Annotated in this window: 17 protein-coding genes and 6 pseudogenes; 9 read left to right on the top strand and 14 right to left on the bottom strand. The window is 38.3% G+C overall.

Annotation, left to right across the window (positions count from 1 at the left end; all coding sequences use genetic code 11):
- Window positions 1-155: 155 nt before the first annotated feature.
- From V8V91_RS08185 to hisIE, 5 genes and pseudogenes are all read left to right on the top strand, one after another.
- Window positions 156-931, top strand: a pseudogene (locus V8V91_RS08185) (phenylalanine 4-monooxygenase).
- A 127-nt stretch (window positions 932-1,058) separates the two neighbouring features.
- Window positions 1,059-1,655, top strand: coding sequence for an imidazole glycerol phosphate synthase subunit HisH (gene hisH, locus V8V91_RS08180; RefSeq protein WP_373399643.1), 597 nt, complete (start codon window positions 1,059-1,061; stop codon window positions 1,653-1,655).
- Between the two features lie 178 nt (window positions 1,656-1,833).
- A pseudogene (gene hisA, locus V8V91_RS08175) lies at window positions 1,834-2,549 on the top strand (1-(5-phosphoribosyl)-5-[(5-phosphoribosylamino)methylideneamino]imidazole-4-carboxamide isomerase).
- A gap of 202 nt (window positions 2,550-2,751) precedes the next feature.
- Window positions 2,752-3,507, top strand: a complete 756-nt coding sequence (hisF, locus tag V8V91_RS08170) for an imidazole glycerol phosphate synthase subunit HisF (RefSeq protein ID WP_373399642.1) — start codon at window positions 2,752-2,754, stop codon at window positions 3,505-3,507.
- A gap of 176 nt (window positions 3,508-3,683) precedes the next feature.
- The gene (hisIE, locus tag V8V91_RS08165; protein ID WP_373399641.1) at window positions 3,684-4,280 is read left to right on the top strand and encodes a bifunctional phosphoribosyl-AMP cyclohydrolase/phosphoribosyl-ATP diphosphatase HisIE; all 597 of its coding nucleotides are present in this window, start codon (window positions 3,684-3,686) and stop codon (window positions 4,278-4,280) included.
- Between the two features lie 76 nt (window positions 4,281-4,356).
- Here the strand turns inward: hisIE and V8V91_RS08160 are convergent, their stop codons facing one another.
- From V8V91_RS08160 to V8V91_RS08145, 4 genes and pseudogenes are all read right to left on the bottom strand, one after another.
- Window positions 4,357-5,073, bottom strand: a complete 717-nt coding sequence (locus tag V8V91_RS08160) for a S41 family peptidase (protein WP_373400645.1) — start codon at window positions 5,071-5,073, stop codon at window positions 4,357-4,359.
- Window positions 5,028-5,675: a hypothetical protein gene (locus V8V91_RS08155; RefSeq protein ID WP_373399640.1), complete on the bottom strand. Its 648-nt coding sequence runs from the start codon at window positions 5,673-5,675 to the stop codon at window positions 5,028-5,030. The genes V8V91_RS08160 and V8V91_RS08155 overlap by 46 nt, the downstream gene beginning before the upstream one ends.
- Before the next feature lie 58 nt (window positions 5,676-5,733).
- The gene (locus tag V8V91_RS08150; RefSeq protein ID WP_373400644.1) at window positions 5,734-6,042 is read right to left on the bottom strand and encodes a Dabb family protein; all 309 of its coding nucleotides are present in this window, start codon (window positions 6,040-6,042) and stop codon (window positions 5,734-5,736) included.
- Between the two features lie 21 nt (window positions 6,043-6,063).
- Window positions 6,064-6,126 (bottom strand): annotated as a pseudogene (locus V8V91_RS08145) (twin-arginine translocation signal domain-containing protein); the annotation flags it as partial.
- Between the two features lie 157 nt (window positions 6,127-6,283).
- Between V8V91_RS08145 and V8V91_RS08140 the strand changes: the two are divergent.
- Entirely contained in the window at window positions 6,284-7,270 is a 987-nt protein-coding gene (locus V8V91_RS08140; protein WP_373399639.1) for an aldo/keto reductase, read from the top strand.
- Between the two features lie 187 nt (window positions 7,271-7,457).
- On the opposite strand, the pseudogene typA reads toward V8V91_RS08140, so the two are convergent.
- A pseudogene (typA, locus tag V8V91_RS08135) lies at window positions 7,458-9,262 on the bottom strand (translational GTPase TypA).
- 238 nt (window positions 9,263-9,500) lie between these two features.
- On the opposite strand from typA, the gene V8V91_RS08130 reads away from it, so the two are divergent.
- A complete protein-coding gene (locus V8V91_RS08130; protein ID WP_373399638.1) occupies window positions 9,501-10,484 on the top strand; it encodes a glutaminase in 984 nt (327 codons plus the stop codon).
- Here the strand turns inward: V8V91_RS08130 and V8V91_RS08125 are convergent.
- On the bottom strand, window positions 10,439-11,101 hold the full coding sequence (locus tag V8V91_RS08125) for a GDSL-type esterase/lipase family protein (protein WP_373399637.1): 663 nt from the start codon (window positions 11,099-11,101) through the stop codon (window positions 10,439-10,441). The genes V8V91_RS08130 and V8V91_RS08125 overlap by 46 nt on opposite strands.
- A 295-nt stretch (window positions 11,102-11,396) precedes the next feature.
- Here V8V91_RS08125 and V8V91_RS08120 point away from each other — a divergent pair, with 295 nt between their 5' ends.
- Window positions 11,397-12,458 carry a DUF4407 domain-containing protein gene (locus V8V91_RS08120; protein ID WP_373399636.1) on the top strand — a complete coding sequence of 354 codons (1,062 nt, stop codon included), beginning with the start codon at window positions 11,397-11,399 and terminating at the stop codon, window positions 12,456-12,458.
- A 33-nt stretch (window positions 12,459-12,491) separates the two neighbouring features.
- Here V8V91_RS08120 and V8V91_RS08115 read toward each other — a convergent pair.
- The 5 genes and pseudogenes from V8V91_RS08115 to V8V91_RS08095 all read right to left on the bottom strand — a co-directional run bounded on the left by V8V91_RS08115 (window position 12,492) and on the right by V8V91_RS08095 (window position 17,202).
- Window positions 12,492-13,216, bottom strand: a pseudogene (locus V8V91_RS08115) (DUF5995 family protein).
- Between the two features lie 32 nt (window positions 13,217-13,248).
- Window positions 13,249-13,974, bottom strand: coding sequence for a VIT1/CCC1 transporter family protein (locus V8V91_RS08110; RefSeq protein WP_373399635.1), 726 nt, complete (start codon window positions 13,972-13,974; stop codon window positions 13,249-13,251).
- The gene (locus V8V91_RS08105) at window positions 13,974-15,017 is read right to left on the bottom strand and encodes a dipeptidase (protein WP_373399634.1); all 1,044 of its coding nucleotides are present in this window, start codon (window positions 15,015-15,017) and stop codon (window positions 13,974-13,976) included. The genes V8V91_RS08110 and V8V91_RS08105 overlap by 1 nt, the downstream gene beginning before the upstream one ends.
- A 181-nt stretch (window positions 15,018-15,198) precedes the next feature.
- Window positions 15,199-15,597: a DUF779 domain-containing protein gene (locus V8V91_RS08100; RefSeq protein WP_373399633.1), complete on the bottom strand. Its 399-nt coding sequence runs from the start codon at window positions 15,595-15,597 to the stop codon at window positions 15,199-15,201.
- Between the two features lie 78 nt (window positions 15,598-15,675).
- Window positions 15,676-17,202, bottom strand: a complete 1,527-nt coding sequence (locus tag V8V91_RS08095) for an aldehyde dehydrogenase family protein (RefSeq protein ID WP_373399632.1) — start codon at window positions 17,200-17,202, stop codon at window positions 15,676-15,678.
- A 177-nt stretch (window positions 17,203-17,379) separates the two neighbouring features.
- Between V8V91_RS08095 and V8V91_RS08090 the strand changes: the two genes are divergently transcribed.
- Window positions 17,380-18,303, top strand: coding sequence for a helix-turn-helix domain-containing protein (locus V8V91_RS08090; RefSeq protein WP_373399631.1), 924 nt, complete (start codon window positions 17,380-17,382; stop codon window positions 18,301-18,303).
- Between the two features lie 715 nt (window positions 18,304-19,018).
- On the opposite strand, the gene V8V91_RS08085 is transcribed toward V8V91_RS08090, so the two are convergent.
- From V8V91_RS08085 to leuS, 3 genes and pseudogenes are all read right to left on the bottom strand, one after another.
- Window positions 19,019-19,624, bottom strand: coding sequence for a DUF2202 domain-containing protein (locus V8V91_RS08085; RefSeq protein ID WP_373399630.1), 606 nt, complete (start codon window positions 19,622-19,624; stop codon window positions 19,019-19,021).
- A gap of 248 nt (window positions 19,625-19,872) precedes the next feature.
- Window positions 19,873-20,760, bottom strand: a complete 888-nt coding sequence (locus V8V91_RS08080; RefSeq protein ID WP_373399629.1) for a glycosyltransferase family 4 protein — start codon at window positions 20,758-20,760, stop codon at window positions 19,873-19,875.
- 102 nt (window positions 20,761-20,862) lie between these two features.
- Window positions 20,863-23,636: pseudogene (gene leuS, locus V8V91_RS08075) on the bottom strand (leucine--tRNA ligase).
- Between the last annotated feature and the right edge of the window lie 128 nt (window positions 23,637-23,764).

The raw sequence follows: 23,764 nt of genomic DNA, 5'->3' as shown, positions 1-23,764 counted from the left end.
GAGTAGGCCTTTTTGTTGCTGTGATACAGTATATGTCGCTTCTCTAGAAGCAACATCTGATTGTATGAATTTCATCCAGCTTCCGGAGAAGCAGGACAACTGAAACTTATGACAAATAGAATAGTTATTAATACTCAAGAATATACCCAAATACCATGAACACAAAACCTAAAAATTGGGTCTTTAGCGACCCCCGACTTCAAAAACTCAGGCAGGAATATGATCAGTATACCGAAGAGGATTTTAAGGTTTGGAAAATTCTCTTTGATAGGCAGATGCCCAATTTACCCAAAGCTGCTTCTAAGGCCTATTTACAAGGAGTGAAAGAAGTCGGGTTTACTTCCGATAAAATCGCAAATTTTGAGGAATTGAATGAGATTCTCAAAAGAAGTACAGGATGGGCAGTCCAAGTAGTCCCTGGTTTGATTGACGATGATTTGTTCTTTGGGCTATTGAATAATCGAAGATTTCCTTCTTCCACCTGGTTAAGGAAAATGGAGCAATTGGATTATTTGGAGGAGCCGGATATGTTTCACGATGCTTTTGCCCATATGCCTTTGTTGACCAATCAACCTTATGTTGATTTTTGGAAAAGCTATCGGGAATTGCTTTGAAACATATTGATAATCCTTGGGCTATTCAGTTATTGAGTAGGATTTATTGGTTTACCATTGAGTTTGGGTTAATAAAAGAGGATGGAGAGTTAAAAATTTACGGGGCTGGTATCTTAAGTTCGGCTGGAGAGACTAAATTCAGCCTTTCAAATGAACCGAAGCATTATGAATATGATGTGAGGAGGATTTTGAATCAAGAGTACTGGAAAGATCACTTTCAGGATAAATATTTTGTGATTGATAATTATGAGCAGCTATATGAATCACTTCCGGAAATAGAGGAGGTATTGGAAGAGATGCTGGCAAGTAAGAAATAGAGAGGACGGATGTGGTGTTCAAAGAATGTTCAATTTGAGTGATTTAAATAAACTGATTGAATACTGGAGAAAGTAGATTGAAAATATGTTTTTCTATCTCCTTATTCTGGGAGTTCGTCAATGAAAAATGAAAATAGCAGTCATAAAATATAATTCAGGTAATGTCCAATCGGTGCTTTATGCACTGGAACGGTTAGGGGCAGATGCTGAACTGACGGATGATCCTGAAAAAATCAGGAAAGCAGATAAAGTAATTTTCCCTGGACAGGGAGAAGCAAGTTCTGCCATGAAATATTTGAAAGGGCGAAAACTCGATCAATTGATTAAGGAATTGAAGCAGCCTTTTCTTGGGGTATGTCTTGGATTACAATTGCTTTGTGAGCATTCTGAAGAAAATGATACGGAATGTATGGGTGTGTTCCCTGTGCAAGTAAAGCGATTTGTTCCTGAGAATTCCCAAGAATTTAAGGTGCCTCATGTGGGGTGGAATGAATTGGAGAATTTGGTAGTCAATCCGTTATTAAAGGATTTGCCGGCCAATCCATTTGTATATTATGTACATAGTTTTTACGCCGAGTTAAGTGACTTGACTATTGCACAGACACATTATATTCATGATTTCTCGGCTATTTTACAACGAGATAATTATTATGCCATTCAAGCTCACCCAGAGAAGAGTGGTTTGGTAGGAGAGAAGCTGCTAAGTAATTTCTTAAGTATTTAAATCTATTAAATTACGATGTACGATTTTAGAATTACGACATTAAATTGAACCTAAGACTTATAAATAAAAAAGTTAAACCTTAGAAGAATATGGTTGGAGTTCAAGTTAATCTCGTAATTGGTATTTCGTACTTCGTAATTTTTCAATAATCTATTTTAAAAGTTTTCAAATCCCAACAATGCAAATAATCCCAGCAATCGATCTCATCGGAGGAAAATGTGTTCGCCTTAGTCAGGGTGATTATTCCAGTAAAAAAGAATACCACGACGACCCTTTGGAGATGGCCAAGCGATTTGAAGGTGTTGGAATTCGTCGATTGCATTTAGTAGACTTGGATGGTGCCAAAGCAAAGAAGATTGTCAATGGGGAGGTGCTGGAGAAAATTAGTTCTGGGACTTCTTTGCAGGTTGATTTTGGTGGTGGAATTCAAGCAGACGAAGAAATTGAAAAAGCATTTAGCTTAGGTGCGAAACAAGTGACGGGAGGAAGCATAGCTGTGAAGAACCCGAATTATTTACTACCTGGGTTTCCAAGTTCGGCTCCGAGAAAATCATTTTGGGAGCTGATGCCAAAAACAGAAAAATAGCAGTGGGAGGCTGGGAAGAAACCACAACAGTAGACTTGATTCCATTTATTAAGGATTACGTGTCCAAAGGAATTAGCTATGTAATCTGTACAGATGTGGCCAAAGATGGGCTATTGCAAGGCCCTTCTTCGGAACTGTATCAAGAAATTCTTCAAGAAATTCCAGGAGTGAAATTAATAGCCAGTGGAGGGGTATCCTCTGTCAAAGATTTGGAGGATTTGGAGAAAATAGGAGTTTATGGAACCATCGTTGGGAAAGCGTATTATGAGGGGAGAGTGACACTGGAGGAATTGGCAGCTTTCGTTTAAGTATGATTTACGAAGTACGCCCCTATAGAATATCGGGGACGATTTTGAAATGAACCTCAATCATCAATATTAATTAAGGCTAAATATGGGAAGGATGGATAACACTAAAACAGGACTCGTAAATCGTATTTCGTACTTCCCAGATTTAGAATGAGGAACTCCTAATAATGAAAATTGTAGTAATATTAATTGAAATCAAATAATGCTTACTAAGCGAATTATCCCCTGTCTGGATATCAAAGAAGGACGAACTGTCAAAGGAGTGAACTTCGTGGAGCTCCGGGATGCAGGAGACCCTGTCGAACTTGCTAAAATCTATTCCGATGAGGGAGCAGATGAGTTGGTGTTTTTGGATATCACTGCGACAGTAGACAAAAGGAAGACTTTAGCAGAGTTAGTGACCAAAGTAGCCAAAGCGATTAATATTCCATTTACCGTTGGGGGAGGAATATCCACCGTGGAAGACGTGAAAGTTCTTTTAAATGCCGGGGCAGATAAGATTTCCATCAATTCTTCAGCGGTCAAGAATCCCCAAGTGATCAATGAAATGGCTGCCGAGTTTGGTTCTCAATGCATTGTCGTAGCGATTGATACCCGAAATGTAGATGGGATTGATTTTGTGCATACGCATGGAGGGCGTAAAGCAACTTTGTTGAAAACCCAAGCTTGGGCTCAGGAAGTTTGTGATCGTGGGGCAGGTGAGATCCTATTGACTTCTATGGATCATGATGGAACCAAAGCGGGGTTTGCCAATGAATTACTTTCTGAGATTTCTTCTGCGCTTTCCATTCCAGTGATTGCATCTGGAGGGGCAGGTACTATGGGACATTTCCGAGATGTGTTTACCTTTGGCAAAGCAGATGCTGCCCTGGCGGCAAGTATTTTTCACTTCAAGGAGATTGGTATCCCTGAACTGAAAAGTTATTTAGCAGATTCAGAAATCAGTATCAGGAATTAAAAAGAAACTAGAAGTAAGTATCAAGATGCTAGAACCGAATCTTTAAAGGCAAGAAATGGAGCTAGTGTAAGGCCGGTCCTCCAGATTAGTTATGGAGATCTAGGTCTTGAAAAAACTAGTAAATAATTAACAAAACCTTCTAGGTTTCTGTAACCTAAAAGGTTGATTGAGAAGATATGAAAATAGATTTCAAAAAAATGGATGGCTTGGTGCCGGCCATCATTCAAGATGCACTCAGTGGAATAGTGCTGATGCAAGGGTATATGAATGAAGAGGCTTTGGCAAAAACCGAAAAATCAGGTTTAGTGACTTTTTTTAGCAGAAGCAAAAATAGGCTTTGGACCAAAGGAGAAACTTCTGGCAATTTTATGGAAGTAGTTTCTATTGCTTTTGATTGTGATGGAGATTCAATTTTAGTAAAAGCAAATCCAAGAGGTCCTGTATGTCATACTGGGGCAGATACTTGTTTTGCTGAGGTTAATTCCTCCAAAACCGGGTTTATAGACCAGCTTAGAGCCATCATAAAAGACCGTAAAAATAATCCAACTGACCAGTCATATACTGCTTCGCTTTTTGCAAAAGGAATCAATAAAGTAGCTCAAAAGGTTGGAGAAGAAGCCGTGGAAATAGTCATTGAATCCAAGGATGACAATAAGGAATTGTTTATGGGAGAGGCAGCAGATTTATTATACCATTATTTGGTGTTACTGGAGGCCAAAGGATACGAATTGGATGAAGTGATGGAGGTTTTAATTGAACGGCATAAGAAATAAAAAACGGCTCAAAATGTTCTAGCACTCTTGAAGTATTAGACTATAAGGAGGTAATTTAAATTTCAAGGACCATTCTTTAAAAAGCTGGAAACTCCTGCTTTAAACCAGTAAAGGCATCGATCATTTCCCATTTTGGTTTAAAATAGGAGTTCTTTAACCTTCCACTAACTGCTCCATCTTGTAAATATTGAAGCGCAGTCGCAAGCCTTAAATCATTTTCATCGCCCCAGTTGAATTGTGGAGAATCTCCTACCAAAAACTCTGCTGGGAATCCTTCAAAATATTCTGCTTTACCCTGGGCATTGGCAGTCGCAAACGTGATGGGTACTAGTTCAACATCATTGTCTTTCAGTATTGGGAAATAACTTGACAATGGAAAAGATCCGACTGGTTTCCTATAAGTGTGATCCCCAATTAAAGTGACTTCTAAGTAAGGATCTAGGCAATTAATAATAAGTTCGGAAGCTGAAGCTGTTCCTCTTGAAGTAATGAATACGATGTGATTTAAATTAAGCCCTCCAATTTTTCTAAAGTTTACACTTTTCTCAAAATTAGGCTTTAATGAATTGAGCTTATTCGTGTACATCAATTTGTTCCCGTTGGAAGCGTTAATCAAATAATTATTGATTTGTTCTGCTACTGCTACTGAACCGCCCCCATTGTATCTGAGGTCTATGATTAAATCACTGATGTTTTGAGATTCGAAATATTCAAATGAATCCTGAACCTCTTGACTTCTTGTGGGATTTAGACCTTCAGTAGCCTTGAAACTATTATAAACCCAATACCCAATTTTTTCTCTCCTATATCAAATACATTTTTGTACAGAACGGAATTTGATTGGTATTCAGCCTTGGTGTTGCTTCTTGTAGTGGTGGTTCCGTCAGGTAATTTGAAAGTAAAGGTGTTGGTGATTCCGGGATCTGCAGGTCCTAATTTGAAATCAAATGCTCCGGTAGTGGTTTTGTAATTGGAAATAGGTTTTCCATTTATTTCAATTATTTCCCAACCTCTTTCCCAGCCATCTTTTCCTGCTGGGGCCTCCTGAAATACAAAGGTTAGGTAAAGTCTATCTTCTGCATCAAATCCAAATCCAAATCCATGTCCCGCATTTCTTCCAACGAATGCATTATTAAAGGCTTTTTGGGTGGTGAGGTATGAAAATCGATCAAGAGGTTTAAATTTTATAGCCTCTAAAAACTCCTCGTTGGAATCGAAGTCAGTTACCGTTGGTTTTATAGGAAGATCCTGATTCCAATAATACCACTCCTCCATAGCATCATAAATTGCATCTCTTACTAATTCACCTTGAGGATTAGGTATAGGGTCATCTCCTGGGTTGCAAGAGAATAATCCGATACATATCAAACTGAACAGCCAAAGTTTACTTTTCATGATTAGAGAAATTTATAAATTAGATACGTGATACTTTGGAATCAGGATGAGTTTTGTCTTAAATAGCTATATCGTACACCTGAACTTTCTTCCACATGGAGGAATATTTTTCAATAAACTCCAAATGAAGAGGATCTGATTGATAGATATCTTGATCTTCCAGACTGTCAAAGAATAACGTACAAGAAACCTGAAAAGAGTGGTCTACAACGTCTCTATCAGCAGTAGCGGCAGGTGTACCTGCAATGAATTTCCCAACGGTTTTACACCTGCCCAGCATGGGCACAGCTTCTGTTAAAAACTCTTTGGTATTGGCTACATCATGAAGCCAAAAATAAACCTGGTGGATCATTTTTTGTTTTGCCATTTCGTTAGCGATTGAATGTAAAGGTAAAACGGCTGAAGCACTTGCTACGCCTACGGTTTTTAAGAATTGTCTTCTTGATTTCATGTTAATAGGATTGATAAGCTTTTTGGATTCCATAAAAAACTGCTTTAAGAATCCTCAAAGATTCTAAAGATAAAAATTTATATTGCTTTTCGATAACTGTTTAAATTTTCCCTGAATCTTAGGTTTTTTATAGGCCATTCTTTAATAATAAACATCCATGAATTATCGCAAATTAGGAAAAACAGGATTTGAAATATCTGAAATAGGACTTGGTACTTGGCAAGTTGGCGGAGGATGGGGAAAACCCTTCAACCCGAAAATTGCAGAGGAACTTTTACATTCCGCATTCGATAAGGGAGTGAATTTTGTTGATACGGCAGACGTGTATGATGCTGGTTTAAGCGAGGCTGCAGTGGGAAAAGTCGTAAGGGAAAGGTCAGAAAAAATATATGTGGCTACCAAATGTGGGCGACGTATACAGCCTCATGTAAATGAAGGTTATTCTACAGAAAAATTAAGAAGGTATGTGGAAGATAGTTTGCGGAATACTGGCCTGGATAGGCTGGACTTGATTCAGTTACATTGCCCTCCGGAATTAGTGTATAAGCGGGATGAAATTTTTGGGCTTTTTGAAGATTTAAGATCTGAAGGAAAGATTGCTGCCATGGGAGTCAGTGTTGAAAAGATCACGGAGGGCTTAAGTGCGATCAAATATGACATCGTTTCTACTATTCAAGTGATTTTTAATATGTTCAGGCAAAAGCCCTATGAATTATTATTTAGAAACGCCAAGAAAAATGACATTGGGATCATAGTAAGGGTCCCTCTGGCAAGTGGATTATTGACAGGTAAAATCACAAAAGAGTCTACTTTTCCAAAGGATGATCATAGATACTTTAATCGAGAGGGAAAAGCCTTTGACAAAGGGGAAACTTTTTCTGGTGTCCCATTTGAATTGGGATTATCTGCAGTGGAAGAATTACAATCTTTGCTGAACCTGGACTATTCTTTGGCATCTTTTGCCTTGAAATGGGTTTTGATGTTTCCAGAGGTAAGTACTGTGATTCCTGGAGCATCCAATTTGGAACAATTGGACAGTAATGTAAAGGTTTCGGATTTACCACCTCTTTCAGCAGAACAGATGGAAGTCGTAAAGACCGTATATGAAAAATATATTAAAGAGGAAGTCCACCATTTGTGGTAAGGAAGAAAGCCAATTTGTTTTTTAGGTAAGAAGGTGTATTGTTAAAATGGGAAAGTAATTCACTTACAAAATAGTGGGGGTTATAATCCCTTGTTTTCTTTTTAAAAAATGCATTTATAGTGAAGTAATCAAAGAAAATCCCGTAGGCCAAAGTCTACGGGATTAAATATGGTTTAAGTTGCTGTAATTAAGCTTCTTTCTTAGCCATTCTAGTTCTTTCACCCTCATCCAAATAAATTTTTCTCATTCGGATAGTTTTAGGAGTTATTTCAAGGTACTCATCCTTCTGGATGTATTCCATGGATTCTTCCAAGGAGAACTTCACAGCAGGAGCAATTTTGGTATTATCATCAGAACCAGAAGCTCTCATGTTTGTCAATTTCTTACCCTTTTGAACGTTTACCACGATGTCATTGTCTCGGTTGTGAGCTCCAATAACCTGACCTCCGTATAGTTCTTCCCCTGGATTTACAAAGAAGGTTCCTCTATCCTGAAGCTTATCAATTGCATAAGCAGTACATGGACCACCTTCCATAGAAATGATAGATCCTGTATTTCTTTCCGGAATAGCTCCTTTGAATGGTTCGTAAGCTGTAAATCTATGGTTCATGATCGCTTCACCTTGAGTAGCGGTCAATACATTGTTTCTCAAACCAATCAAACCTCTGGAAGGGATTTTGAATTCAAGGTGCTGTAAATCACCTTTTGGCTCCATGATCAACAATTCACCTTTTCTCTGGGTAGCCAATTCAATTACTTTTCCAGAAGATTCAGCAGGAACGTCTACAACCAAGGTTTCGATAGGTTCACAATGTACTCCATCGATTTCTCTATATATTACCTGAGGCTGCCCTACCTGTAATTCATATCCTTCTCTTCTCATTGTTTCGATCAAAACTGACAAGTGAAGAATACCACGTCCATAAACCAAGAACTTATCTTCAGAATCCGTCGATTCTACTCTAAGAGCCAAGTTCTTCTCGGTCTCTTTCATCAAACGATCTCTCAAGTGACGGGAAGTCACAAATTTACCTTCTTTACCAAAGAAAGGAGAATTGTTGATGGTGAAGAGCATATTCATCGTAGGCTCATCAATAGCAATTCTTGGAAGAGGCTCAGGGTTTTCTGCAGCAGCAATAGTGTCTCCGATTTCAAAATCTTCAATACCGGTAACTGCACAAATATCTCCAGCTACAACTTCAGTCACTTTAGCTTTTCCAAGTCCTTCAAACGTGTGAAGTTCTTTTACCTTCACCTTTTTGAATACTCCGTCAGCTTTGCAAAGCGTCACTTGAGCTCCCTCTTTGATGGTCCCTCTTTTTACTCTTCCGATAGCGATACGGCCTACGAAATTGGAGTAATCCAATGAAGTAACTTGCATCTGAAGAGATCCTTCGTCAATTTTTGGAGCTGGAATATGGTCAACAATTGCATCAAGCAAAGGAATAATGGAATCCGTTGGTTTTTGCCAATCTGGTCCCATCCAGTTTTGTTTAGCTGATCCATAAAGCGTTTGGAAATCCAATTGCTCCTCAGTTGCATCCAAGTTGAACATCAAATCAAAAACTGCCTCATGTACCTCATCAGGACGACAATTCTCTTTATCAACTTTGTTTACTACTACAATTGGAGTTAATCCTAGGTCCAATGCTTTTCCAAGAACAAATCTTGTTTGTGGCATTGGGCCTTCAAAAGCATCTACCAATAGAATAACTCCATCAGCCATCTTCAATACACGTTCTACTTCACCACCAAAGTCTGCGTGACCAGGAGTATCAATGATGTTGATTTTAGTATCTCTATAACGAACAGATACGTTTTTGAAAGAATTGTAATCCCTCTTTCACGTTCCAAATCGTTATTATCCAAAATCAGGTCATCGAACTGCTGGTTCTCTCTGAAGATCTTTGAAGCATGAATGATTTTGTCAACCAAAGTTGTCTTGCCGTGGTCAACGTGTGCGATGATCGCGATATTCCGAATATTCTGCATGGTTTGCCTAATTGAGCCGCAAAAGTACGAATAAAATTTGGGAATTAGGTTATGGAAATATTAATGATGAAATCTTAATGCTGAAATCCTTGGAAAAATCTTCTCCCGCTAAGGTTAGATTGGTCTTAGCTTGAAAGTGATTAAGCAAAATCCATATTTATATTCACTTTTATTTGATGACAGGTAGATTGTTTGGTCAAAAGCTATTTATCTCTATTTAATTTTTAATTTTTGTAACATGGATTACCAGCAATTAATAGAGGAAGTATATCAAGAGGTACAAGCAGAGAACCTAAAAGGCAAAGTCGCAGACTATATTCCAGAAATTGCTACTGTAGACCCCGATCAATTTGGTATTGCTTTGGTAGATCTTAAAGGGAATCTCTATGGAGTTGGGGATTACCTAACCCCTTTTTCTATTCAAAGTATCAGTAAAGTTCATACGCTTACCATGGTATTTCACCGTTTTAATTCAAAATTATGGTCAAGGGTAAATGTCGAGCCAAGTGGTAATCCTTTTAATTCCATTGCCCAGTTGGAGTATGAAAATGGAATACCGAGAAATCCTTTTATCAATGCTGGGGCATTGGTGATAACTGATGCCTTATGCAGTAAATTCGAAAACCCCTTAGAGCAGATATCCGCATTTATCAACGAGATTGCAGGCTGTGATTGTGTTAGAATTAACCAAGCGGTGATGAATTCTGAAAAAGACAATGCTGCTAGAAATACAGCATTAGCTTATTTTCTGAAGTCCTATAATAATTTTGAAAACTCCATTGAAGAGGTGTTAGATGTTTACTTTTCCCATTGCGCCATGGAAATGAGTTGTGTGGAGCTTGCAAAAACCTTTTCCTTTTTAGCCAATGACGGTTATTCTATCTATGCCAATAGAGAAATCTTATCAGAAAGCCATGCCCGAAGAGTCAATGCCCTGATGTTGACTTGTGGTTTTTACGATGAAGCGGGAGAATTTGCATATAAAGTAGGTTTGCCTGGGAAAAGTGGAGTAGGGGGAGGAGTGGCAGCAGTCATGCCTCATAAATTTAGCATTGCTGTTTGGAGCCCTGAACTCAATGAAAAAGGCAATTCCGTTAAATCAATCAGGGCTTTGGAGCTGCTGACAGATAAATTGGCTTTTTCACTTTTTAATTGTTCTACTTTATTGAATAGAAATTACTTCTCTAAGAAAGGAGTGAATATCTCTTTCCAAAGGTCATAACCTTTTTCGTTCATGTGTAGGTTATCGCCTATAAAAATATCAGCTCTGGGAACTCCGCTTTTATCTAACATAATATCCCAAACATTTACAAAGTTGACATTCTCATGCGTAGTGCAATATTGCCTCATCAGATCATTTAAGACCAAATACGAATTTTTTAATTCCCATCTGGAAGGACTTGGCTTGGCGGAAATCAAGTTAACCGTAGTGTTTGGGAGTTGTTTTTGGATTCTGGTGACAATATCATCCAAGGTGGCCATAATCTCTGCTGCAGTATTGCCTCCATTGATATCATTGTCCCCTTCATAAATAAAAACTTTGGATGGTTCCAACCTTAAAACCAAGGGAAATAACTGCTCCGATAAATCCAAGGCTGTGGATCCCCCAAACCCAGTATTAATAATTGGCACATCGGGAAATTGTTCTTGTAAGTTTTTCCACATTCTTACGCTGGAACTTCCTGTGAAAACTACTTCACCTTTTGACCAACCTATGCTGTCTATTTTATGGCTGATGCTTTCAACTTCTTGATCAAAACGATTGGCTTGGGCAAAGAGTTGATTTACCCCTATAAAGAGGGTAAAAAGTATAGAGGCTAAAAGGGGATTTGTTTTCATAAACTAAAGATATTCGCTTTTTGGGAATGGTCAAAACCGTCCATAACATGCTCATTCTCGTACACTTCGGACATATTTATGGTTTGTTCGTATTGAATTTCGTCACATTTTTCTAGAGAAAAAGGCCTTTAAACGCCATTTTTTAATGATTTCGTCACATTTCAAAATTTGAATCTGTTGAATCAGGTTTTTTGGAGGAGTTTTAGCGTTATAAAGGCAAATCATTCCAAATACCCTTTTCATGGAGCAACTCACTCGTTTTTTCTGGTTTTGCAGTGGGGCGAATTTTTCATTATTGAAAAGATCGCCCACTGAATCGAATAAATATATAGGAATTGGTGCTACTGTTTTCTTTACAGGAGTCCTCGCAGCTTTGGCAGCAGGTTATGCCTTGTATACCGTATTCCAATCTGTCTGGCCGGCTATGTTATTTGGTCTTTTATGGGGATTTATGATCTTCAACCTAGACCGATTTATCGTCTCCAGCATGAGGAAGAGGAAAAGTGCCTGGGGAGAATGGAAATTGGCAATACCTAGATTGGTGTTGGCTGTATTGCTTGCACTAGTCATTTCAAAACCTCTGGAGCTAAAAATGTTTGAGCGTGAAATCAATCGTAAAATTGATGAGAAACGAACCGAATTCATCGCTAAATCGAAAGCAAACCTAGCGAAAGGATTTCCAGAAATCCAGGAGCTGGAATTGAAAATAGAGACTTTGAAAGCAGAGATCTTGGATGCAGAAGCTTTTAGGGATCAGGTTCAAAAAGAGTATGATGCTGAACGTTTTGGTGAAAAGACTGCCAGTACCAGTGGAATAGTAGGGATTGGTACCAATGCAAAGAAAAAGGAACAACAATTAGATGCCGCTCAATTGGCATTGGATGATTTAAGAGCCAGAAACCAAGTGAGGATAGATAGAGTAGAAGCTCAAATCAGGGATTTTATGGCCTTGAGGCAAGCGGAATTCGAGAAGCAGCAACCTGGGATAGAAGGGTTTGATGGACTTGCTGCAAGAATGGATGCCTTGTCTAGTTTGACAGAAGAAAGTGCAGCCATGGCCATGGCCAATGTTTTCATTATGCTTCTTTTTATTGCAATTGAAACTGCTCCGATTTTTGTGAAATTAATTTCTCCAAGAGGTCCTTATGACGAATATCTAGAATTGCATGAAGACAAAGTAAGGCTATTTAAGAGTGAAAAATGGACCAAAGCTATGGGTGAATCCAATGCGAGGGTTGATTACTTCCAGGAAACACATTTTTATGCAACCGATTTGAAAAAGAAGAAAACCAACCGGAAAAATGAGGTGATGACCGAGTCTGAAATTTCAGAATTGGAATCAAAATATAAAATTTAGTTTGAATAGGGCAGTGCAGGTTGCTGCCCTTTTTTAGATCGATTTTTTAGCTACAATATCTAGTTGATTCATGGTGTTGCTCACAGATTTCCATTCTGCGAAACCGATGACTTTTACGATAAATGAAAGAAATTTCCCTGGGCGAATCAGTTTATTGGCCAAGCTTGAAATATTCAAATCCCGATCCTTGATCAAAGCCTCCCGGTCTACACCTGAATAGTACTCTCCTGCATACTTCCAAGCGCCATCTCTAGCTAGTTGGATACTGAAATTCAAGAGCATTTCATCACGTCCTTTTGCCAAAGGGATCAATAAGCCAAAAACAGGAGATACTTTACTAATATTTGCTTTTACGCCATCTACCAGTTCTGCCAAGATGGAATTGATTTGATTAAAGTCTTTTTGTATTCCCTCTAAGGGTTCGCTGCCCACAGTTTCTGCAGCAGAAATACCTAGGTCTAGATTGATATGGGCATTGATGCCCAAAAACAAGTGCTGTAAAACTAAGTGAGAGCTTGATTTACTAGCTTCAAATGCAATATCCCAACTTTTGGTAGGTTCCTGTCCAGATTTCCAGGTATCATAGGCATCAATAAATCGACCAGCAAAAAGAACGTCGAGTCGCTCCATTCTTGGGTTGTCTTCAAACTCCTGGAGTTCAATTCCTTTTTAATCCTTCGAGTTACTTGCCTATACAATATGGCGAAATAGCCAATTCTTGAATTTTTTTGCTCGCATTCCGCCACAATCTCATCCATGTGTGACAAAACCTCGTTGATTGTTTTCATGATTACTTGAGAAAAAAGTTTTCTAATATATCACCCACATAGTAGGCAACTACAGCAGCCAACACTCCCAGAGCAACCGTTTCGGCAATACTTTTAAACTCTGAGGTCTGATTGACGATAGATTTTAGCCAGCCTATGATGATAAAAGCTATTCCGGTAAGAATACTTGTCCATAGAAATATGTTTATTTCGGAGGGATTAAAATAGGTCCATAAGTAAACCAATAAAGGAATAAATCCCACCGATAAGAATGAAATAAATGTGGCCAAACCAATTTTAAATGGGCTTTTGGATTCCTGCATAAGGTTAAGTTCGTCTTTCATCATTTCAGCAACCCATAGTTTTTTGTTGGAAGTGATCTGATCCACTACTTGCTTTAATAGCTCTCCTTTAAATCCTTTCGCTTTATAAATTTCAACAATTTCTTCTCGTTCTACTTCTGGGAGATTTTCGATTTCCCAATATTCAATGGCTTCATGTTTTTTGAAGTTTTCTTTGCTGCTTTTTGCCGAAAGATAAGCTCCTACGGACATAGAGAAGCCATCAGCAAATAGATTGGCAAAACCTAAAATGATGATGATGCCAGCATCTAAATCTGCTCCAAATCCTCCCGCTACTACTGCAAATGTGGTAACTGCCCCATCGATTCCCCCGTATACAAACTCACTTAAATACTCTTGAAGTTTTCGAAAGTACTTACTCTCCTGATGAATTTGAGATTCGTTCATTAGATCAAATTTTTAAGAAAAAACCGCTTTACATTTTCTCCCATTATTGCTCGAATTTCTTCTTCCGTAAACCCTTCTTTCAGTAGTGCTTCTACAATGAGAGGTAAGCCAGTGATGTCAAAAGGTACTTCTACTGCTCCATCATAATCAGAACCAAGTGCTATGTACTCGACTCCTACCAAATCCCGGATATGTTTCATTGTTGCTACAATTCCATCGATTTCTGGTACTCCTATAGCCATATCAAAAAATGCAACCCCGATAATGCCTCCGTTAGCGGCGATTTTCCTGATTTGATCGTCACTCAGATTTCTTTGAGAGTTTAGCACGCTTTGTACGCCAATATGAGAAACCATGACTGGCTTGGTAGTTATTTCCAATACATCTTCCACGATGGCAGGTGAGCAATGAGCTAAGTCTACAAATATGTTTAGCTCATTCATTCTTTTAATGACTGATTTCCCAAAGTCAGTCAAACCAGCACCATTTTCTCCATGGGCTGAGCCTCCAAGTTCGTTGTCAAAGAAGTGGGTAGGGCCGATCATTCGAATTCCAGCTTCGTAAACTTTTCCCAAGTTTTCCAATGATCCCTCCAAGGCATGGGCCCCCTCTATACCCAACATGGCACCAACTACTGTCTTATCCGTGTTTCGGGCAGAGATTAATTCTTCAAAGCTTTTTTTGTCATGAACAAAAATTACTTTTCCATTCTCTTCTTTGATAAATTGATGGAGACTTTCAGCTTGACCAAGTGTTCTATTTAATAGGCTAAACCATTGGTTGGGGGCTACTCCCTTCGCAATGGTCAGCGGAGTGATATTGTCGAAAGTATCTGCACTATTGCTTTTCATGTTTTGTCCCGAAGGGGATTTTGAAACAATCGTAAACATTTCCAAACCCACATTTGCTTCCCTCATCCTTGGGAAATCTACATGTCCAATACTGCCTTTTTGTGTTAAATCCCTACCCCATAATAATGCGTCGCAATGAAGGTCTGAGATAAAATCCAATCGATCATAAATTTCCTGTGCTTCAGTGGACACCGAATAAGGAGGTGGAGATTTTACCGGGTTCCGTTGTTCTTCAATATAGGGAGGGACGAAAAAGTGGCTATAAAATATAGGATCGTGATTATTCCTAGGGCAAACAATAATTTCTTCATAGCGATGGGTTATGCATATGAAGATAGCGAAAAATGTAATGCCACCTGAACCCCAAATAAGTTTAGTTTTCTTTTACAAGTTCTTCTCCACTTTTGGTAGGGCTAAGATTCTTTAACTCTTCTTCAGTAAAAAGTTTGGAACGAATCATAAACCGAATTCCCATTGGGATTTCAATGGAGAAGCTACTTCCTCTTCCTGGCGTCACGTCCAAGGTGAGCTGGGTATGTTTCCAGTATTCAAATTGATCAGCACTCATGAAAAAATCGCAGCCATAAACTTCCCCTAGCCATACATCTTGACTGCCTACTTTAAAGTCACCTTTTTCGAAGCACATAGGAGAAGATCCATCACAGCATCCACCGCTTTGATGAAACATCAACTCAGATCCAAATCTTTTCCGAAGGGTGTCAATTACTTCCTTTGCTTGTTCTGTAACTAAGACTCTTTTGATAGATTCCATGTTATTTTGGGTTTTGAATAAAGTGAAGAAAGGCAGAAGATATTTCCTCTGCCTTTTCTGGTTTGTTTAGATTGACAATTAAAAGAATCCAAGTTTCTCCTTACTATAGGAGATCAGCATGTTTTTGGTTTGTCTGTAATGGTCTAGCATCATTAAATGATTTTCTCTGCCAAATCCAGATTTTTTGTATCCTCCAAATGGAGCATGAGCTGGATAAGCATGATAGCAGTTGACCCAAACACGACCTGCTTGAATTGCTCTTGGAACTTGATACAGCTCATGAGCATCTCTTGACCATAAGCCTGCTCCAAGTCCATACATGGTATCATTGGCAATTGCAATGGCCTCTTCTGTAGTTTTAAAGGTGGTTACACAGGTTACTGGACCGAAAATTTCTTCCTGGAAAACACGCATTTTGTTATTTCCTTTAAAAATGGTCGGTTTGATATAGTACCCTGTTTCCAGTCCACTATTCAATCCTGCTTTTTCTCCTCCGCATAGCGTGATGGCTCCTTCTTGCTTGCCAATGTCTAGGTAAGAAAGAATTTTCTCGTATTGATCGTTGGATGCTTGAGCTCCCATCATGGTGTCCTCAGCTAGGGGGTGCCCCATTTTAATGGCTTTAGTTCGCTCAATTACACGCTCCATAAACTTGTCAAATATATCCTCATGTACCAAGATTCTGGATGGACAAGTACAAACTTCGCCTTGATTTAAAGCAAACATCACAGCACCCTCTACAGCTTTGTCAAAAAACTCATCATCAGCATCTGCTACCGACTTCATGAAAATATTTGGTGATTTACCGCCTAGTTCCATCGTTACTGGAATCAGGTTCTCAGATGCATACTGCATAATTAATCTACCTGTGGTAGTTTCTCCGGTGAAAGCAACTTTTGCTACTCTTTTGGATGTGGCTAAAGGCTTTCCAGCTTCAACACCAAATCCTGTTACTACATTAATTACTCCTGGAGGTAAAACATCTGCAATTAATTCCATCAAAACCATGATGCTGGTGGGAGTTTGTTCTGCAGGTTTTACAACGGTACAGCATCCTGCTGCCAATGCTGGTGCGATTTTCCAAGTCGCCATCAAAAGTGGGAAATTCCAGGGGATGATTTGAGCAACTACTCCTAGGGGTTCGTGTAATGCAATACTCACTGTGTGTTCATCATGCTCAGAAATCGTACTTTCATCTGCACGAATCACGCCGGCAAAATATCTGAAATGGTCCACACATAATGGCAAGTCTGCAGCTCTGGTTTCTCTGAGCGCTTTACCATTATCGACGGTTTCCAATCTTGCCAACATTTCAAGATTGTCTTCAATAATGTCAGCAATTTTGTTTAACACTCTACTTCTTTCGGCGGCTGAGGTTTTAGACCAGGTTTTAAATGCTGCATGAGCTGCATCAATTGCTTTTTCAACGTCTTCTTTGTTTCCTCTTGCAGCTTTGGTAAAAGGTTTTCCATCAATCGGTGAAATATTGTCAAAATATTCGCCTGATGCAGGAGCTACCCATTTTCCTCCTATAAAGTGATCATATTTTGCCTTGACAGATGGGCGGTCTACAGGCTTTGATTGAGATAATGTTTGCGTTGTCATAATAGACGGTTATTTTGGTTAAAATCAAATCTCATCATTTTATATTCTAAAAAATTACACTGGATCATCATCTCATCCACCTGAATTGATATTCTCTTGGATTTTGAAATTCATTCATTCTAAGAACTATAAACTTTACTTAATTAGAAGCGTTGAATATTTAGTATTTTTATAGTCATGACCCAAAATAACTTTATAGCAGGAGTGCCTTGGAGAAATACAAGAGATTTGAAAACACTGGTGGAGAACCGAACTACTTACACCCTGGAGAATTGTGAGTTGAATATTTTTGAAACACATCAACAAGCAGATGATGTGAATTTGGTTTTTGGCGACTTGGTCTTGACTACTATGTTGAAAGGCAAAAAAGTGATGCACCTGTTCGATAAACCAGGCTTCGATTACCTTCCTGGGGAATCTGTCATTGTTCCACCAAATGAGGTGATGAAAATTGATTTTCCTGAAGCAAAGTTAGATAACCCTACTCAATGCATTGCTCTTTCAATTTCAAAGGAAATGATTGAAGCCACGTTCAATTTATTGAATGAAAAGTTTCCAGATAAAATGATTTCAAAAGATTGGGGGCTTGATTTAAGCTATTTTCATTTGATTAATACCAAGGATCTCTCTGAAATTATTAATCGTTTCATACGAATAGGTGTTAAAGATGGCTCCAAGGAAAAAGATCTGATTGCCACCTTAGCACTGAAAGAATTACTTATTCGGTTAAGCCAGACTCAGGCGAGAGATATGATGGAAAAAACCTACAAAGAGCTTGCTACAGGAAATCGAATGGCTCATGTAGTAGATTTCATTAAGAAGAATATAAGAGAAACGATTTCTCTAGATGAATTAGCAAAAGAGGCTTGTATGAGCAAAGCCCATTTTTTAAGAACCTTTAAACAAGATATGGGATTAACTCCCATGGAATTTGTACTACATGAAAGGTTAAAACTAGCCAAACAATACCTTCAACTTGGTCAATTCCAAATTCAAGAGGTCTGCTACATGGCAGGTTTTCGGAACATTACCTATTTCATTCGAGCTTTTAAGCAAGAATATGGCCTGACACCTAAAGTCTTTCAATCTTCGGTAGGTTAAAATCAAGAAAAAATATTTAAAAAATATTTGTCTGTTTTTGTGTGATTTAATTCATTTTTATTAAGTTTAAGGAATTATATAAGTCATAAAAACAGATCAACAGGCATCTTTGCCAAAGATTATTTGGTTTTAGACGATTGACAATAGACCCACTGCGGGGGCTTTTTTTAAAGCCCCCTTTTTTTTGAAGCGGTTAAATAGATAAAATGTAAAATCTAAAAAATCTGGTTTAAAAAATCAGGATTTTTGCCTTAGAAACTGTAAAAAATGGAAAAACAGGTTATTATTTTTTAAATCTGCCAAATTATCACGGATGACTCTTTTCTTTTGAAAAATGACTGAATTCTTCTTTAATATTTCGGTTTTTCAAAATCGCTCTAAAAAGAATGATGAGTGAAAATTTATTTTCAAAGAAATTCAATGATTTTCTATTCCTTTTTTGATTTGTGTCAAATCAGAAAAGACTTATTTAGGATGGGATTAATCAAACATTTTAGTAATCCTTATTGATTAAAAGAGAGAATATGACCCAAGCACAAAGAAAAACCTTCCTAAAATTAAGAAGGTCTTTCTGGTCTATTAACCCTTTTCAACAACCTAAAAAAGTCCACTTATGTTCTTTAGTAGTTTTATTGAAATTCAACTAACGGAGCTTTTGAATAGCTGACAAGTGTTTACTGTCTAGCTTGGTAATGATCTATTTCTTGAAACTTGATTAATTGTTGCAACTTAATTGGGTGGAATTGATGATGTCTTCATAATCGGATTGACTAATATATACTGGTGTATAAGAAATGTTTGATGAACGAATCAGGTTCTCAAAGGCCCTGAGATGATTCATAGAGCCACATTGAAGGCTTTGATAAATGCGTTGAATGGATGCATTACCAATATCCTTCAATGCATTTTCCAAATCATAAATATCGAAGTCTTCGATAAGCATTCCTGCAAGCAATGCATCTTCCAGTGAAAGATTGACTTTAGTTATTAAATCCTGATATAGAGTCTGGATTTCAGGAAGGGTAAACTTTCCAGGAGTTTCAGAACCAATGAGTGGGTCTTGGATTTGATGAATCTCCATCAAATTTAATATAGCGTTTACGTGTTGGTTTTCGCTCTCGGCAATGTTTTGAAAAGCCAGAATACCATATTTGGAATATGCGTGCATGTATACATCTTGAGCTAGTTTCTCTTCTTCTCTCATGTACAACAATGAGTTCTCTTCTTGCTCATTAATCGAATTGTTGATCAAAGGCTTTTGATCTTCCTGACAGGAAGAAAAACCAATCATCAGCATTAGAAAAAACATGAAGTTTTTCATGACCTTGAAGTTTTATCTTCAGAAAGGTCTTTTAAAAATCCTTGTAATTCAGTGATATGTATCACTCAAAAAAAGCCACTTCAAATTTTATCCTTTACTAAGAAGTATATAATTATCGTGAAAGTACTGAAAGGAGCTCCGTTTTTCTTCTGGAATAAGAGTACACAGTTTGGATTCTTTGAGAAAATAAATCCTGCATCATTAGATAATCGCTTGAAAGGATTTTGCTTAATAAATGCTCAAGCTCTTTAATATCTTTTTGAACCAATATGAATTCTTTTTTCTATAATTTCTGGAATTGCCCCTACAGCAGAACCAATTGGAATGCAGCCACAAGACATAGCTTCTCCGAGCGAGTTAGGGAATCCTTCTGAAGTAGATAATTGCAGATAAAATTGATGGGTATTGTAAAGAGTTAAAAGTTCAGAGGCTGTTTTTTTTCCTAATATGGATACGTTTGGATTTTTAGATTGATAGCTCGAATCTCCCACCAAGGTGAACTTCCAGTCTGGATGATTTGCAGCCAATTCCTCAATAAGATCATAGCCTTTCACCTTTGCTCTGGAAGGGTTTGAGGTACCGGTGGCAACTGAGATGAAAGATAAGGGGACTCTTTTTAATTGAAGGTTTTTCCAAAAATCAGTATCAAAACCATTTGGAATTACCTGTATAGGAGTAGTCAAGTCTGGGATTAAATTGATCAATCCCTGATTTGGGGAAATCAATCCATCATACTGGTAATGCTGCTTGATCAATGCTTGGGCAACAGGGAGAATTAATGTGCAATTTTTAAAACTAAAGATGGTGGCTTTTCGAAGCCATTTTTTTCTAAAGTTTCCATAACCAATTTCAGGCATATTGATGCAGTCCATCCCCCCAGCTTGAATAATACATTTCTTTCCGAATATTTTACCAAACCAAACAGGTAATACTGAATGATATCCTCCGAAGAAACAGAGGTATTGGGAGGTTTTGGGCAAATACCAAAGTAATTGAAAAAACTGTAGAACGTAGAAAAGTGGAAGGTGGATTGGATTCTGGGTGAATTCCAAGGCCTTGATTTTTCTTTCTGGGCGGATCATCTCCAGGTCTCGGTCTGTGAAAGCAGTACGTACAGGATAGGTGTAGATGATCATAGAAAGGGTTGAATCAAAACTAAAAATAGGCCTTAAAAAGAAAAGGAGCAAAGAAAACCGAGGAATTGTTTCTTTGCTCCTTTCTTTTGTACTCATTAAAATTTATATGACCACATTGACAATTTTCCCTGGTACAACGATCATTTTCTTTGGAGATTTTCCATCCAGCCATTTTTGAACGATCTCGTCGGCCAAGGCTGCTTTTTCTATTTCCTCTTTGGAAAGTGAAAGGTCTAAATTGATCTTAGCTCTCATTTTACCATTGATCATCACAGGATATTCAAAAGCACTTTCTTTTAAATAGCGTTCATCGAAAGCAGGGAAAGCGGATTCAGTGATAGAAGTAGTATGTCCCAATAGACTCCAAAGTTCCTCTGCAATATGAGGAGCGTAAGGAGAAACTAACACCGCCAATGGTTCAAGAATCTTACGCTTATTGGATTTTAACCCACTTAATTCGTTCACACAAATCATAAAACTAGAAACCGAAGTGTTGAAGGAGAAATTAGCCATGTCTTCCTCCATCTTTTTGATGGCTTTATGAAGGGCTTTGTATTCCTCTTTACTTGGTTCTGCATCTGAAACTTGGAATTCACCTTTGTTGGTATGGTATAGGTTCCAAAGTTTTCTCAAGAATTTGAAAACACCGTCGATTCCGTTGGTGTTCCAAGGCTTGAATTGCTCCAAAGGACCTAAGAACATTTCATACAATCTTAAGGTGTCTGCTCCATACTTTTCAATGATGTCATCTGGGTTGACCACATTGTATTTGGATTTAGACATTTTTTCTACCTCTGCGCCGCAGATATACTTTCCATCTTCCAAAATGAAATCTGCATCTGCCAAATCTGGTCTCCAAGCTTTGAATTTTTCAAGGTTTAATTGATCGTTGTAAACGATATTGACATCAACATGCATTTCAAAGGTGTCATATTGATCTTTCAACCCTTTGCTTACAAATTGATTGGTGCCTTTGACTCTGTATACAAAATTGGATCTTCCTTGGATCATACCTTGATTGATCATCTTTTGGAAAGGTTCATCGATACTTACCACTCCCATATCATAAAGGAATTTGGTCCAGAACCTAGAATACAATAAGTGTCCTGTTGCATGCTCGGATCCGCCAATGTATAAATCTACCGCACCCCAATAATCAGTTTTTGCCTTGTCTGCAAACTCGGAGTCATTTTGAGAATCCGTATACCTGAAGAAATACCAGCTTGATCCTGCCCAACCTGGCATAGTGCTAAGCTCCAATGGATATTCTCCTTCAGAAGTTTTGTAGGTCCAGTCTTTTGCTCGACCCAATGGTGGTTCACCATCTTCAGTTGGTAGGTATTTGTCTACTTCAGGCAATACCAAAGGAAGATCTTTTTCATCTATCAAATAGGGAAGTCCATCTTTGAAATAAACAGGAAGTGGCTCACCCCAATAGCGTTGACGAGTGAAAATTGCATCCCGCATTCTATATTGGATTTTTCCCTTTCCAATACCTTTTTCCTCCAGAAACTCGATCGCCTTGATCATGGCTTCCTTCATATACATGTTGGAAATGAAACCCGAATTGATGATGAATCCATCCTTGCCAGGGAAAAGACCTTCTTCCATGGATCCTTCGATCACTTGTCTGATCTCCAGACCAAAATGTTTGGCAAAATTGTAATCTCTTTCATCGTGTGCCGGTACAGCCATGACAGCGCCTGTACCATACCCTGCCAACACATAATCAGCTACCCATATTTGGATTTCTTCTCCATTGAAAGGGTTAATAGCGTATGAACCTGTGAATGCTCCTGAGATTGTTTTCACATCACTCATCCGTTCTCTTTCAGAACGGTTTTTAGCAACTTCAATATAGGCTTCCGCAGTTTCTCTTTGATCTTCTGTAATCAAAGAAGCTGCTAATTCAGATTCAGGAGCCAAAGCCAAATAAGTCACACCGTAAATGGTGTCAACTCGAGTCGTAAACACTTTTATTGTTTCTTCAGAGTCTTTGACTTTAAAAATAACCTCCGCTCCGATGGATTTTCCAATCCAGTTTCGTTGCATCTCCTTAACCGGTTCAGGCCAATCTATTTTATCCAAACCTTTCAATAGTCGGTCTGCGTAGGCAGTGATTCGCATGGACCATTGCATCATTTTCTTGCGTTCCACGGGATGCCCGCCTCTTTCGGAAAATCCGTCTTTCACCTCATCATTGGAAAGGACAGTACCCAAGGCCGCACACCAATTGACAGTAGTTTCTGCAAGAAAAGTCAATCGATACTTCAAAAGTATTTCCTGCTTTTCCTTTTCCGAAAAGGCATGCCAGTCATTTGCAGAAAAAATAGGAGTTTCATCGTCACAGACTGCTTTTACTTGACCGTTTCCTTCCGCTTCAAATCTTTCAATTAGAGAATCAATAGAAAGCGCTTTGTCAGCATCTTGATCATAATAGCTATTAAATAGTTGCATGAAAATCCACTGAGTCCATTTATAATAGGAGGGATCGGAAGTTCTCACTTCTTTACTCCAGTCAAACGCAAAGCCAATATTTTTAAGTTGCTCGGTATAGCGAGCAATGTTTTGTTCCGTAGTGATAGCAGGATGTTGGCCTGTTTGGATGGCATATTGTTCTGCTGGTAGCCCAAAGCTATCGTAGCCCATGGGATGCAATACATTGAATCCTTTTAACTTTTGAAACGGGAAACGATGTCCGAAGCAATATATCCTAGCGGGTGGCCCACATGAAGTCCAGCTCCAGATGGATAGGGGAACATGTCCAAGGAATAAAACTTTGGTTTGTCAGGATTTACTTTGGCTAGGAAAGTTTGGTTCTTTTCCCAGTATGCCTGCCATTTTTTCTCAATTTCCTTAAATGTGTATTCCGCCATGATTGAAATATTCGTGTTTTTTTAGCTAAACGCCTGCAAAAATAGAAAAATTGACTGGGTTTGGAATGAAAATCTGTAATTCCTCTTGTCTATAAATTATATCCACTGGTCATTTTTTTTAAATCAAC

Origin of the sequence: Algoriphagus halophilus, from assembly GCF_041729275.1 — a bacterium.
GTDB lineage: Bacteria > Bacteroidota > Bacteroidia > Cytophagales > Cyclobacteriaceae > Algoriphagus > Algoriphagus halophilus_A.
The sequence above is the reverse complement of the archived record's forward strand: the minus strand, read 5'-3'. Positions and strand labels throughout refer to the sequence as shown.